The organism is Pseudomonas sp. SIMBA_068 (assembly GCF_046534705.1).
Taxonomy (GTDB): domain Bacteria; phylum Pseudomonadota; class Gammaproteobacteria; order Pseudomonadales; family Pseudomonadaceae; genus Aquipseudomonas; species Aquipseudomonas putida.
This window is the reverse complement of sequence record NZ_JAWRYI010000006.1, coordinates 95,578-109,144: the sequence shown is the minus strand read 5'-3', so window position 1 is coordinate 109,144 and position 13,567 is coordinate 95,578. Positions and strand designations below refer to the sequence as shown.

General features: G+C 62.2%; 14 protein-coding genes. 6 read left to right on the top strand and 8 right to left on the bottom strand.

The features are described from left to right. Positions 1-67: 67 nt before the first annotated feature. Both gshA and SB756_RS15765 read left to right on the top strand, forming a co-directional pair. Positions 68-1,645, top strand: a complete 1,578-nt coding sequence (gshA, locus tag SB756_RS15770) for a glutamate--cysteine ligase (protein WP_016497552.1) — start codon at positions 68-70, stop codon at positions 1,643-1,645. After that, positions 1,645-2,277 carry a TetR/AcrR family transcriptional regulator gene (locus tag SB756_RS15765; protein ID WP_043200300.1) on the top strand — a complete coding sequence of 211 codons (633 nt, stop codon included), beginning with the start codon at positions 1,645-1,647 and terminating at the stop codon, positions 2,275-2,277. Before gshA ends, SB756_RS15765 begins: the two co-directional genes overlap by 1 nt. 125 nt (positions 2,278-2,402) lie before the next feature. Here SB756_RS15765 and SB756_RS15760 read toward each other — a convergent pair whose 3' ends face one another. The 8 genes from SB756_RS15760 to SB756_RS15725 form a co-directional block, all read right to left on the bottom strand. Beyond that, positions 2,403-2,618 carry a molybdopterin-binding protein gene (locus tag SB756_RS15760; RefSeq protein ID WP_008095172.1) on the bottom strand — a complete coding sequence of 72 codons (216 nt, stop codon included), beginning with the start codon at positions 2,616-2,618 and terminating at the stop codon, positions 2,403-2,405. Positions 2,619-2,662: 44 nt separating this feature from the next. Continuing rightward, positions 2,663-3,475, bottom strand: coding sequence for an aliphatic sulfonates ABC transporter ATP-binding protein (ssuB, locus tag SB756_RS15755; protein ID WP_019472320.1), 813 nt, complete (start codon positions 3,473-3,475; stop codon positions 2,663-2,665). Then, positions 3,472-4,269, bottom strand: a complete 798-nt coding sequence (ssuC, locus tag SB756_RS15750) for an aliphatic sulfonate ABC transporter permease SsuC (protein WP_341797308.1) — start codon at positions 4,267-4,269, stop codon at positions 3,472-3,474. Before ssuC ends, ssuB begins: the two co-directional genes overlap by 4 nt. A 10-nt stretch (positions 4,270-4,279) precedes the next feature. Beyond that, a complete protein-coding gene (ssuD, locus tag SB756_RS15745) occupies positions 4,280-5,428 on the bottom strand; it encodes an FMNH2-dependent alkanesulfonate monooxygenase (protein ID WP_016484400.1) in 1,149 nt (382 codons plus the stop codon). A 59-nt stretch (positions 5,429-5,487) separates the two neighbouring features. Continuing rightward, the gene (locus SB756_RS15740) at positions 5,488-6,453 is read right to left on the bottom strand and encodes a sulfonate ABC transporter substrate-binding protein (protein WP_019472321.1); all 966 of its coding nucleotides are present in this window, start codon (positions 6,451-6,453) and stop codon (positions 5,488-5,490) included. An 85-nt stretch (positions 6,454-6,538) separates the two neighbouring features. After that, on the bottom strand, positions 6,539-7,132 hold the full coding sequence (ssuE, locus tag SB756_RS15735; RefSeq protein WP_043200296.1) for an NADPH-dependent FMN reductase: 594 nt from the start codon (positions 7,130-7,132) through the stop codon (positions 6,539-6,541). A gap of 199 nt (positions 7,133-7,331) precedes the next feature. Beyond that, positions 7,332-7,970, bottom strand: a complete 639-nt coding sequence (locus SB756_RS15730) for a peroxiredoxin (protein WP_016497546.1) — start codon at positions 7,968-7,970, stop codon at positions 7,332-7,334. A 165-nt stretch (positions 7,971-8,135) separates the two neighbouring features. After that, positions 8,136-9,464: an OprD family porin gene (locus SB756_RS15725; protein WP_368977542.1), complete on the bottom strand. Its 1,329-nt coding sequence runs from the start codon at positions 9,462-9,464 to the stop codon at positions 8,136-8,138. Between the two features lie 542 nt (positions 9,465-10,006). On the opposite strand from SB756_RS15725, the gene tauA reads away from it, so the two are divergent. Genes tauA through tauD form a run of 4 tightly spaced genes read left to right on the top strand, consistent with a single transcriptional unit; the run spans position 10,007 to position 13,498 of the window. After that, positions 10,007-10,978, top strand: a complete 972-nt coding sequence (gene tauA / locus SB756_RS15720; RefSeq protein WP_016714452.1) for a taurine ABC transporter substrate-binding protein — start codon at positions 10,007-10,009, stop codon at positions 10,976-10,978. Positions 10,979-10,991: 13 nt separating this feature from the next. Continuing rightward, entirely contained in the window at positions 10,992-11,780 is a 789-nt protein-coding gene (gene tauB / locus SB756_RS15715; RefSeq protein WP_410911097.1) for a taurine ABC transporter ATP-binding subunit, read from the top strand. Beyond that, positions 11,777-12,616 carry a taurine ABC transporter permease TauC gene (gene tauC, locus SB756_RS15710; protein ID WP_410911096.1) on the top strand — a complete coding sequence of 280 codons (840 nt, stop codon included), beginning with the start codon at positions 11,777-11,779 and terminating at the stop codon, positions 12,614-12,616. Before tauB ends, tauC begins: the two co-directional genes overlap by 4 nt. A 48-nt stretch (positions 12,617-12,664) precedes the next feature. Further along, complete coding sequence (gene tauD / locus SB756_RS15705; protein WP_016484392.1) at positions 12,665-13,498, top strand: taurine dioxygenase; 834 nt, start codon at positions 12,665-12,667, stop codon at positions 13,496-13,498. The last annotated feature ends 69 nt before the right edge of the window (positions 13,499-13,567 follow it).

Below are 13,567 nucleotides of genomic sequence, written 5' to 3'. Positions count from 1 at the left end.
TTCCTACCCTTGTAGACCGTTATCTCTACCCCCATATTGGGGCGACTGACGCGTGAAGGAATACATCTTGAGCGAACTCCTCAACCGCCGCCTGAGCCTGCTCGGCGCCAATCTTCCCCTGCTCAAGCAGTGCCTGCACGGTATTGAGCGCGAATGCCTGCGCGTGACCGACGAAGGTCGCCTGGCCCAGACCCCACACCCGGAAGCTCTGGGGTCGGCGCTGACCAACGAGCAGATCACCACTGATTATTCCGAGTCGCTGCTGGAGTTCATCACCCCAGCGCTGCCCGACCCGGCCAAAGTGCTCGAAAGCCTCGAACAGACCCACCGTTTCGTCTACAGCAAGCTGGGCGACGAATACCTGTGGAGCCCGTCGATGCCGTGCACGCTGCCGGCCGAGGAGGACATCCCGATCGCCGAGTACGGCAGCTCGAACATCGGCAAGCTCAAGCACGTCTACCGCAAGGGCCTGGCCCTGCGCTACGGCCGCACCATGCAGTGCATCGCCGGTATCCATTACAACTTCTCGCTGCCCGAAGCCCTGTGGCCTCTGCTGCGCGAAGCCGAAGGCAGCACGCAAGACAACCGCGACTACCAGTCGTCAGCCTACATCGCCCTGATCCGCAACTTCCGCCGCTACAGCTGGTTGCTGATGTACCTGTTCGGCGCCTCGCCAGCGCTGGACAAAGGCTTCCTGCGTGGCCGCCCGCACCAGCTCGAAGAGCTGGACGCCGAAACCCTGTTCCTGCCCTACGCCACCAGCCTGCGCATGAGCGACCTGGGCTACCAGAGCAACGCCCAGGCAGGCCTCACGCCTTGCTACAACAACCTGGCCAGCTACACCGACAGCCTGCGCAAGGCCGTGGGCACGCCCTACCCGCCTTATGTCGAGGTCGGTACGCACGTGGACGGCGAATGGGTGCAGCTGAACACCAACATTCTGCAGATCGAGAACGAGTACTACTCGAACATCCGCCCCAAGCGCGTCACCTACACCGGCGAGCGGCCGATCCAGGCCCTGACCTCGCGGGGCGTGCAGTATGTGGAAGTACGTTGCCTGGACATCAACCCGTTCCTGCCGGTAGGTATCGACCTGACCGAGGCGCGCTTCCTCGACGCGTTCCTGCTGTTCTGCGCCCTGGAAGACAGCCCGCAGCTGGACAACGGCGAATGCCGCCAGTGCACCGACAACTTCCTGACCGTGGTGAAGGAAGGCCGTCGCCCGGGCCTGGAGCTGCATCGTGATGGCCAGCCGATCACCCTGAAGGATTGGGCCAGCGAGCTGATTGAGCGTATCCGGCCACTGGCCGACCTGCTCGACCAGGCGCAAGGCGGCGATGCCCACGGCAAAGCCCTGGATGCCCAGCAGGCCAAGGTGGATGATGCCGCGCTGACCCCGTCAGCCCAGGTGCTGGCACGCATGACCGAGCACGACGAAACCTTCATCCAGTTCTCCCTGCGCCAGAGCCGTGTCCACGCCGAGACATTCCGCGAACAGCCACTGAGCAACGAACAGCAACAGGCGTTCGAAACACTGGCCCGCGAATCGCTCACCAAGCAGTCCGAGCTGGAGCAGGAAGAGGTCGGTGACTTCGACCTGTTCGTCGGCGCCTATCAGGCCAGCATCCTGGCGATCAGCAACTGATGAGCCGCGCCGTCGCCTCCCGCAAGCCGCGCGCCAGCAGCCAGGCCAGGATCGAGGCGATCCTGGCGGCTGCGCGTGAGCTGCTGGCCGAACAAGGGGTGGCGGCACTTTCCATCTACAGCGTGGCCGAGCGGGCGCAGATTCCACCGTCGTCGGTGTATCACTTCTTCGCCAGCGTGCCGGCCTTGCTGGAAGCGCTGACGGCCGATGTACACCGGGCGTTTCGTGAAGCCCTGAGCGCACCGTTCGACAGCAGCGCGTTCAGCACCTGGCACCAGCTGTCACGGCTGATCGAGCAGCGCATGCTGGATATCTATAACGAAGATGCTGCGGCGCGGCAGCTGATTCTGGCCCAGCACGGCCTGAGCGAAGTGGTGCAGGCCGACCGGCAGCACGACATGGAACTGGGCGACTTGATGCACAAGTTGTTCGACCAGCATTTTCACCTGCCGGTGATGCCGCTGGATGTGGATGTGTTTGCCCTGGCCATGGAGCTGAGCGACCGGGTGTATGCGCGGTCGGTGCAGCTGCACGAGGCGATCACACCGCGCATGGCCGAAGAAGGCAAGCGGGTGTTCGAGGCGTATCTGGGGTTATACCTGCCGCCGTTTCTGGCCAAGCGTTCCAGCTGAAGTTATTGGGGCCGCGTTGCGGCCCATTCGCGGCACAAGGCCGCTCCTACAGGAGATCGCATTCCCGTGTAGGAGCGGCCTTGTGTCACGATAGGGCTGCCAAGCAGCCCCAATATCGAGCAGCATCACAGCTTGGCGATAGACACTTCAGTCGATTTCACGAAGGCAATCACTTCGCTGCCAACCTGCAGCTCCAGCTCTTTTACCGAGCGGGTGGTGATGACCGAAGTGACGATACCCGAGGCAGTCTGCACGTCGATTTCCGACAGTACCGGGCCTTCGAGGATTTCTTTCACGGTGCCTTTGAACTGGTTGCGGACGTTGATGGCTTTGATGGTCATGATGTCATTCCTTCTCTATGGCTTCAGTCAGGTAAGTGAGTGGTTCAGTGCGCCCAACGCAGTTGCGTGGGCAGAGGGGCTACAGGGTCCGGCTCGGGCGCAGTGCCCGGGGCCGACAGAACACGGTTGAGCACTTCGCTTTCCAGCGCGGCCAGGCGGTGCGAACCACGTGCCCTGGGCCGTGCCAGGTCGACCGTAAGGTCAAGCCCGACTTCGCCGTCCTCGATCAGGATCACCCGGTCAGCCACGGCAACTGCCTCGCTGACATCGTGGGTGACCAGCAGCACAGTGAAGCCGTGCTGACGCCACAGGCGTTCGATCAGTTGCTGCATTTCGATACGGGTCAATGCATCCAGCGCACCCAGCGGCTCATCCAGCAGCAGCAGGCGTGGCTGGTGAATCAAGGCGCGAGCCAAGGCCACACGCTGCTTCTGGCCACCCGAGAGGGCTGCCGGCCATTCATTGGCGCGGTCGGCCAGGCCAACCGCATCCAGCGCTTCCAGCGCACGTGGGCGCCAATCACCCGACAGGCCCAGGCCAACGTTGTCGATCACCTTCTTCCACGGCAGCAGACGTGCGTCCTGGAACATCAGGCGGGTTTCTTCACGGGCCTCTTCCAGCGGCGCAGCACCGGCCAGCAACTGCCCGGCAGTGGGCTGGTCGAGCCCGGCCAGCAGGCGCAGCAGGGTACTTTTGCCGCAGCCGCTGCGGCCAACGATGGCAACGAACTGGCCGGCCGGAATGTGCAGGTCGATGCCCTTCAACACTTCGCGCTGGCCAAAGGTCTTGCGCAGGCCATTGGAGGCCAGCGGGATGCCACGCAGCAGGCGTGGCGGCTGTTCCTTGAGCACGGTCATGCGCCCTCCTTCTTGGCCACTTGATAGGCCGGGTGCCAGCGCAGCCATACACGCTCCAGGCCGCGGGCGGCGAGGTCGGCGAGTTTGCCGAGCACGGCATACAGGACGATGGCCAGTACCACCACGTCGGTCTGCAGGAACTCACGGGCGTTCATCGCCAGGTAACCGATGCCGGCATTCGCCGAAATGGTTTCGGCAACGATCAGGGTCAGCCACATGAAGCCCAGTGCGAATCGCACGCCCACCAGGATCGATGGCAGCGCACCCGGCAGGATCACCTGGCGGAACAGGCTGAAGCCGGACAAGCCGTAGCTGCGGGCCATCTCTACCAGCGCCGGGTCGACGTTGCGGATACCGTGGTAGGTGTTCAGGTAGATCGGGAACAGCGTGCCCAGCGCGACCAGAAAGATCTTCGCCGACTCGTCGATACCGAACCACAGGATCACCAGGGGGATAAGCGCCAGGTGCGGCACGTTACGGATCATCTGCACCGAGCTGTCGAGCAGGCGTTCGCCCCAGTTCGACAGGCCGGTGATGAAGCCCAGTACCAGGCCGATGCTGCCGCCGATGGCGAAGCCTAGTCCGGCACGCCAGCCACTGATGGCCAAGTGGGTCCAGATGTCGCCGCTGCGCACCAGTTCGACGCCGGCGCTGACCACTGCGCTAGGTGCCGGCAGGATGCGGGTCGACAGCCAGCCAGCGCTGACCGCCAGTTGCCAGACTGCCAGCAGCAGCACCGGCAGCGCCCACGGCGCCAGGCGCTGGGTCAGGGTGGAGGAAGTTACACGACTCATGGCCCGGCCCTCAGCTCTGCGACACGGATTTGGGCAGGATGTCGTTGGCCACCATCTCGCCGAACGGGCTTACGTAGCCACCGGTTTTCGGTTGCTCCGGGCGCTGAACATCAAGGTGCGGGAACAGCAGCTCGGCAACGCGGTAAGACTCTTCGAGGTGTGGATAACCCGAGAAGATGAAGGTATCGATCCCCAGGTCGGCATATTCCTTCACCCGCGCCGCGACAGTCGGGCCGTCGCCTACCAGCGCGGTACCGGCGCCACCACGTACCAGGCCAACGCCTGCCCACAGGTTGGGGCTGACTTCCAGGTTGTCGCGGTTGCCGCCGTGCAGGGCAGCCATGCGCTGCTGGCCCACCGAGTCGAAGCGCGCCAGCGAGGCCTGGGCACGGGCGATGGTGTCATCGTCCAGGTGCGAGATCAGGCGGTCGGCGGCGGCCCAGGCTTCTTCGTTGGTTTCCCGCACAATCACGTGCAGGCGGATACCGAAGCGCACTTCACGGCCTTGAGCGGCCGCTTTTTCGCGCACCTGGGCGATTTTCTCGGCAACGGCTGACGGCGGCTCGCCCCAGGTCAGGTACAACTCGACCTGCTCGGCGGCCAGGTCCTGAGCGGCCTCGGACGAACCGCCGAAATACAGCGGCGGGCGTGGTTGCTGAATCGGCGGGTAGAGCAGCTTGGCGCCCTTCACCTGGATGTGCTTGCCGTCGTAGTCAACGTTTTCGCCTTCCAGCACCTTGCGCCAGATACGGGTGAACTCGACCGAAGCTTCGTAGCGCTCCTGGTGGTTCAGGTGCAGGCCATCACCGGCCAGTTCGTCCGGGTCGCCACCGGTTACCAGGTTGAACAGCGCACGGCCATTGGACAGGCGGTCGAGGGTCGCCGCCTGGCGTGCTGCCACGGTCGGCGAAATGATGCCCGGGCGCAGGGCAACCAGGAATTTCAGGTGCTGGGTCACAGGGATCAGCGACGCGGCCACCAGCCAGGAATCCTCGCAGGAACGGCCGGTAGGGATCAGTACCCCACCAAAGCCCAGACGGTCGGCGGCCTGCGCGATCTGCTGCAGGTAACCGTGATCGACCGCACGTGCGCCGTCGGAAGTGCCCAGGTACTTGCCGTCACCGTGGGTCGGGAGGAACCAGAAAATGTTAAGGCTCATTGGAGTTGTCTCCTCAAGGGTGGCTCAGCCAGGGCGGCGCCCCGGCACAGGCGAATCAATCAAGGCGCGCTAGCGACCTTGGCCGGGGGTGTCCAGATCACGTCCTTGATGCTCAGCGGCTTGGGTATCAGCTTGAGCGCCTGGAAGGCATCGGCAATCTTCTGTTGCGCGGCCACTACCTCGGGGGTTAGCGGTGCTGCACCGTAGCCCTGGCGCTTGACCGAGGTCAGGGTGATGTCGGCAGGCAGGCCGAGCAGCGGTGCCACCTGGTCGGTCACTTCCTGCGGGTTGGCCTGCGACCACTCGCCCACGGCGCGCACTTCCTCGATGAGGGTGTTGATCACCGCCGGGTGCTGGGTCGCGTAATTGCGGGTGGCCAGGTAGAACTGGTGGTTGTCGACCAGGCCCTTGCCGTCACGCAGGGTACGGGCCTGCAACTGTTTTTCCGCAGCGGCCTGGTACGGGTCCCAGATCACCCAGGCATCGACACTGCCACGCTCGAAAGCGGCGCGGGCATCGGCAGGGGGCAGGTACACCGGCTGGATATCGCTGTACTTGAGGCCGGCGTCTTCCAGGGCGCGGACCAGCAGGTAGTGGACGTTGGAGCCTTTGTTGAGGGCGACTTTCTTGCCTTTGAGTTCCTTGACCGACTGGATCGACGAACCCTTCGGCACCAGGATCGCTTCGCTGTGCGGCGCTGGCGGCTCGTAGGCCACATAGAGCAGATCGGCGCCGGCGGCCTGGGCAAATACGGGCGGGGTTTCGCCGGTAACACCAAAGTCGATGGAGCCGACGTTCAGCCCTTCAAGCAGCTGCGGGCCGCCGGGGAATTCGGTCCACTGCACCTGCACGCCCTGCTCGGCCAGGCGCTTTTCCAGCGTGCCCTTGGCCTTGAGCAGCACCAGGGTGCCGTATTTCTGGTAACCGATACGCAGGCTTTCGGCCTGGGCTTGGGTAATGGCGCCGAAGGACACAGCCGCCGCAAACAGGGCGACCAGACCGCGACGCAAGAAGACTGTGCGCATGGCGCTCTCCTGTGCGAATGAGGTTCGGGTTGCACCTGCTTGCCTCGTTATCGGGCGAGTAAGGTGGTGAAGCGGGTTGTGCCGGTCAGATGCTCCAGCGGGCGCTGATCAGGCGTTCGTTCAGTACGCCGGGGGCCACGGGGCGTGGCCGACGGGCCAGGGCAACGTGGAAGGTTTCCAGCGAGTCCAGCAGGCGTTCTTCCAGTGCTGGCACCAACTGCGCGGGCTTCGTGCCGTCTGCATAAGCCACCTGGCTGTCGTCGGCGAAGATCCCTTGCAGGGTCTCTTGTGCCTTGAGTGCCGACAGCACGGGTTTCAATGCGTAATCCACCGCCAGCATGTGGGCGATGCTGCCGCCGGTGGCGATCGGCAACACGATCTTGTGGGCCAGGGCGCGTTCGGGCAGCAGGTCCAGCAAAGTCTTCAGTGCACCGGCAAACGAAGCCTTGTACACCGGGGTGGAAACGATCAGGCCATCGGCCTGGGCTACCAGTTGCTGGAAGTGCTGCACATGCGGGCTGTCGAAACGGGCATGCAGCAGGTCTTCGGCGGGGAAGTCACGTACCTGGAACGTCACCACTTCAACGCCCCGGCCCTGCAGCCACTGGCGCGAACGCTCAAGCAGCACGCCGGAGCGTGAACGAGGACTTGGGCTACCACCGATTGAGACGACCAGCATTGCTGCGCTTCCTTGTGTTCTGTTGGAAATGACATTAACAGCTGCCGCATATATCTAGAAATCATATTTTTTCATTTGTTTATTCCATTTCTATCTTTTCCCCGCGAATACGGCCACACTTTTGTTCAGGCATAAAAAAGGGCCGTCGAAACGGCCCGAAAATCCCTGCTTGGCTAAGAGCAATGCAACGAGGAATCCTTTAACGATTTGGCTGTGGGGTCAGACGCAGATAGGGTTTGACCGCCCGGTAGCCTTTGGGGAAGCGCTGCTTGATTTCTTCCTCATCTTTGAGCGAAGGCACGATCACCACCTCGTCGCCGTCCTGCCAGTTACCTGGCGTGGCGACCTTGTGGTTGTCGGTCAACTGCAGCGAGTCGATCACCCGCAGGATTTCATTGAAATTGCGCCCGGTACTGGCCGGATAGGTAATGGTCAGGCGCACCTTCTTGTTCGGGTCGATGACGAACAGCGAGCGCACCGTCAGGGTGTCGCTGGCGTTCGGGTGAATCAGGTCGTACAGGTCGGACACCTTGCGGTCGGCATCGGCGATGATCGGGAAGTTGACCACGGTGTTCTGGGTCTCGTTGATGTCCTCGATCCATTTATGGTGCGAGTCGACCGGGTCTACCGACAGGGCGATGGCCTTGACCCCACGCTTGGCGAAGTCGTCCTTGAGCTTGGCAGTCAGGCCCAGCTCGGTGGTGCACACCGGGGTGAAGTCGGCCGGATGAGAGAACAACACCCCCCAGCTGTTGCCCAGCCACTCGTGGAAGCGGATTTTGCCTTCGCTGGAATCCTGTTCGAAATCGGGGGCGATATCGCCGAGTTTGAGGCTCATGGGCTGCGGCTCCTTGGCTGGGTTTTGTACCGTATGGGTTCAATGTGCCTGCATTCGGTTAAAAACAAAAAGAATAAATAACGATTTATTTATAACCAAAATTCATACGAAAATGCAGGTACAAGAAAACCTCGCACTAGGCGAGGCTTTCTTTGTGGATACGACTTACAGGAAGCTGTAAGTGTAGTTCACGATGAAACGAGTTTGGTCCTGGTCGTTAGCAGAGCCCGACCCTGTGCCGCGATATACGCCCTGACGAAGGCTGAAGCCCAAGCCTTTGAGCGTTCCTTCTTGCAGAACATAATCAACTCGCGCGTCACGTTCCCACTCAGTGAAGGTGCCGTTGCCGTTGGTGCTGCGGCCATCCTCGCCACGCAGGTAGGCTACCGAGGCTTTCAGACCCGGCACACCCAGACTGGCGAAATCGTACGAATACTGACCAAAGGTAGTATTTTCGCCAGCCTTGGCGAACTGGTTGATCATGCTATCGGTGAACAGGTAGAAGCTCGAGCCGCCGGCGCCTTCATTGGCCAGGCTGCCTTGGTTCAACCACACAAAGCCGCCATCATCACTGACTTGCTGATGACCCAGCATCAGAGCATGGCTACCAAGGGTGTAGGTAAACATGGCGGACCAGGTCTTGTTGTCGACCTCGCCGGGGTTCTTAGCGTAGCCGCTGTTGTTTCTGAACTCGTAACCGGCTTCACCATTGCGCCCGTCTTTGCTGCTATCGAAATAGCGCAAGTCAGTCTTGAACGACTGATCGTCAGCAATTTTGAAGACGTGAGTGGCACCCAGGAAGTGCTGTTTGTAGAAGTCTTCCAGGTTCGAGTAGTAGTACTGCAGGGTCAGGTCAGGGGTTAGCTTGTAATCCAGACCAGCGTAGCGGAACTTGTTGCTCTCCTGAGTAGCACCTTGAACCGACAAACCGGTACGGTTGCTCGAAGCACGGCCCATGGCGTGGGTCAGCTGACCGGCGTTGATGGTCAGGTTGTCGATTTCCTTCGACTGGATCGTGCCACCCTCGAAAGTCTGCGGCAGGAGACGGCCATCGTTGGAGACCAGAATCGGCAGGTTCGGCGCCAAGGCGCTACCGTAGTGCACTTCTGTTTTGGAGAAACGAGCCTTGGCGTTGGCACCCAGACGCGCCCACTGTTTCTCAGCAGAACCGTCGGAATCGCTAGGGAAGAAGCTGCTGCCGTTCGGGTGATAACCCTTACCACCATCGAGATGAATACCCCAGAGTGCTTGGGCATCAACGCCGAAACCTACGGTGCCTTGGGTAAATCCGGAAATGTAGTCAAGCTTGAAGCCTTGACCCGACTCACGGTTGTCCGGGCGAGGCTTACTGCCCGAAGCTTCACGGTTGTCGTTGTTGAAGTACATGGTGCGCGAGCTGAGCGACAGTTTGCTGTCTTCAACGAAACCGGCAGCGCCTGCTTGTTGGGCGAGAACCCCCAGTGCCACGGCCAGAGCCAGGCTGGACTTGTACATGTTTTGCTCCTCTACGTTCTAATTTTTGTGTATCTCTGGCGGAGGGATCTGCTGCCCCTTCTCACCGTGGATTGGCGATTTAGTCCCAAAGCGTGACTACTAAGTCAATCGTTTCTAAACGTTTCGCGACTTTGGTCTAAGACGCCAGCTGCGCTACAGGATAATGACAATCCTATAAATCCAAAATGACCGTTTTATGAATTGGTAAGATTTTTACGGAATATGGTTGGAACCTTTACAGCCAAACGTTGTAGCAATCCCGCCAATCATAACCATTGGTTATTTGCAAACGTTTGCTCATAACCTAATACCGTAACGTTCTATAGGGACGAAAAAGCCTAGCAGCGCGCTCTGATTTCGCCACCGGGCAGGGTTGCCCCAAAGTAGCGGGGGCCTTTTACGGTCAATGTGGGAGCGCACTACCCCTGGGCTTAAAGCATTTGGCTCCTAAGCTAATGCAAAAAGGTTATTTATTTCTAAATTCTTAGATCATTTAGTCTTCTCGCCATCCATCGCCCTGATTGCCTGACGAGAGGTTCACCATGATCCCGCACGCTCCGCTGCGCCTGTTCGCCGCCCTGACCCTCGCCAGCACCAGCTGGTTTGCCCAGGCCGCCGACCTGACCGTGGCGTACCAGACCACCGTCGACCCGGCCAAAGTGGCTCAGGTCGATGGCGACTATGAAAAAGCCAGCAAGGCCAGCATCGACTGGCGCAAGTTCGATAACGGCGCCGACGTGATCACTGCGGTGGCCAGCGGCGACGTGCAAATCGGCTACCTGGGTTCCAGCCCGCTGGCCGCTGCCGCCACCCGCAAGCTGCCGGTCGAGACCTTCCTCATTGCCACCCAGATTGGCGCCGGTGAAGCGCTGGTCGCCCGCGACAGCATCAAGACTCCGCAAGACCTGATCGGCAAGAAGGTCGCCGTGCCGTTCGTTTCCACCGGCCACTACAGCCTGCTGGCCGCCCTGAAAAGCTGGAACATCGACCCGTCCAAGGTACAGATCCTCAACCTGGCGCCACCGGCCATCATTGCCGCCTGGAAGCGCGGCGACATCGATGCCACCTACGTCTGGGACCCAGCCTTGGGCGTGGCCAAGGAAAACGGCAAGGTGCTGATCACCTCGGGCGAACTGGCCCAGAAAGGCGCACCCACTTTCGATGCCTGGATTGTGCGCAAGGACTTCGCCGACAAGCACCCTGAAGTGGTCAAGGCCTTTGCCAAGGTCACCCTCGATGCCTACGCCGACTACCGCAAGGACCCGAAAGCCTGGCTGGCCGACAAGGGCAACGTAGACAAGCTGGTGAAGCTGTCCGGCGCCAAGGCCAGCGACATCCCGGTGCTGCTGGAGGGCAACGTGTACCCCCTGGCCGCAGACCAGGCCAACGCCTTGGGCGCGCCGACCACCCAGGCACTGACCGACACGGCCAACTTCCTCAAGCAGCAAGGCAAGGTCGACGCCGTACTGCCGGACTACTCGCCGTACGTCAGCGCCAAGTTCCTTCCAAACTGATCCGGAGCCCGTCATGGCCTTGCTCGAGCTGGAGCGCATCAGCGCACAGTACCCTGGCGCCAGCACCCCGGTGCTGGCCGACATCAACCTGAGCCTGGGGCCACGCCAGCTGCTGGTGGCCCTGGGGCCTTCCGGCAGCGGCAAGACTTCGCTGCTCAACCTGATCGCCGGCTTCGTCTCCCCCAGCGGCGGGCGCATCACCCTCGACGGCGTACCGGTGCAGGGCCCTGGTGCCGAGCGCGGTGTGGTGTTCCAGGACGATGCCCTGCTGCCATGGCAGAACGTGCTGGGCAATGTCGCCTTCGGCCTCGAACTGGCCGGCGTGCCCCGCGCCCAGCGTGAGGCCAAGGCCCGCGAAATGCTCGCCCTCGTCGACCTCGATGGCTTTGGCGAACGGCGCATCTGGCAATTGTCCGGTGGCCAGAAGCAGCGCGTAGGCCTGGCCCGCGCGCTGGCGGCCGACCCACGGGTATTGCTGATGGACGAACCGTTCGGTGCCCTCGACGCGTTTACCCGCGAGCAGATGCAGGAACTGCTGCTGCAGGTGTGGCAGCGCACCGCCAAGCCGGTGTTCCTGATTACCCACGACATCGAAGAAGCGGTGTTCCTTGCCAGCGAACTGGTACTGCTGGCGCCCAACCCGGGGTGCGTAGTGGAGCGCCTGCAACTGGACTTCGGTCAGCGCTATGCCGCTGGCGAATCGGCCCGGGCCATCAAGTCCGACCCCGCCTTCATCGAAACCCGCGAGCATGTACTGGCGCGGGTGTTCTCCCAACGCCAAAGCCTGCAGGAGCGCGCATGAGCAGCCTGGACCTGCCGGTCGCCGGCAAACACAACGCCCAAACCCGGCCAGCCGCCAAGCAGCGCCGGCCATTGTCCACCCGCTGGATCAGTACCCTGACCATGGTCAGCCTGCTGCTGGTCTGGTGGCTGGTGACGGCCGCCGGCTGGATCGAACCCCTGTTCCTGCCTTCGCCCGGTGACATCCTGGCCAGGGCCTGGACCCTGCTGACCCAAGGTTACATGGACGCCAGCCTGTGGCAGCACCTGGGCGCAAGCCTGGGCCGCATCGGCCTGGCGCTGGTGGCCGCGACCCTGACCGCGATCCCGGTCGGCATCGCCATCGGCTACAACCGCGTGGCCCGCGGCATCCTCGACCCGCTGATCGAGTTCTACCGGCCCATCCCGCCGCTGGCCTACCTGCCGTTGATCGTCATCTGGTGCGGTATCGGCGAGCTGTCAAAGGTGCTGCTGATCTACCTGGCAATCTTCGCCCCGATCGCCATTGCCACCGCCACCGGTGTGCGCACGGTCGACCCGGCCAAGCTGCGGGCGGCACAGTCGCTGGGCGCGACCAAGGCGCAGCTGATCCGCCATGTGATCCTGCCCAGTGCGCTGCCCGACATCCTCACCGGCATCCGCATCGGCCTAGGGGTGGGCTGGTCGACACTGGTAGCCGCCGAGCTGATTGCGGCCACCAGCGGCCTGGGTTTCATGGTCCAGTCGGCGGCGCAGTTCCTGGTCACTGATGTGGTGGTGCTGGGTATTTTGCTGATCGCCCTGATCGCCTTCGCCCTGGAAATGAGCCTGCGTGCCCTGCAACGCAAACTGGTGCCCTGGCATGGGCAGAGCCACTGATTGCCGACTGACCACGCCGGCAACCCGGCGCCTAGAACGAGAAAAGACATGAGCCTGACCGTTACCCCTCTCAGCCCGGCCCTCGGTGCCCAGATCAGCGGCGTGGACATCAGCCGCGATATCACTGCAGAAGAACGCGACGCCATCGAACAGGCGCTGCTCAAGCATCAGGTGCTGTTCTTCCGCGACCAGCCGATCAACCCCGAGCAGCAGGCGCGCTTTGCCGCCCGCTTCGGCGACCTGCACATTCACCCGATCTACCCCAACGTGCCGGAAACCCCGCAGGTGCTGGTGCTCGACACGGCAGTCACCGATGTACGCGACAACGCCGTGTGGCACACCGACGTGACCTTTTTGCCGACCCCGGCACTGGGCGCGGTGCTCAGCGCCAAGCAGTTGCCGGCCTACGGTGGCGATACCCTGTGGGCCAGCGGTATCGCGGCCTTCGAGGCCTTGTCGGCGCCGCTGCGCGAAATGCTCGACGGGCTGACCGCCACCCACGACTTTACCAAGTCGTTCCCGCTGGAGCGTTTTGGCACCACGCCGGAAGACCTGGCGCGCTGGGAGGCCACGCGGCGCAACAACCCGCCGCTGTCGCACCCGGTGGTGCGCACGCATCCGGTGAGCGGGCGCCAGGCGTTGTTCGTCAATGAAGGGTTTACTACGCGCATCAATGAGCTGAGCGAGCTGGAAAGCGATGCGCTGCTGAGGCTGCTGTTCGCCCATGCGACGCGACCGGAGTTCAGCATTCGCTGGCGTTGGCAGGAGAATGACGTGGCTTTCTGGGACAACCGCGTCACCCAGCATTTTGCGGTGGATGATTACCGGCCGAACCGGCGGGTGATGCACCGGGCGACCATCCTGGGGGATGCACCTTTCTGACAGTTTTTGCGAGGCCTTTGGCCTCCATTCGCAGCACAAGGCTGCTCCTACAGGGGATCGCGTACCCCT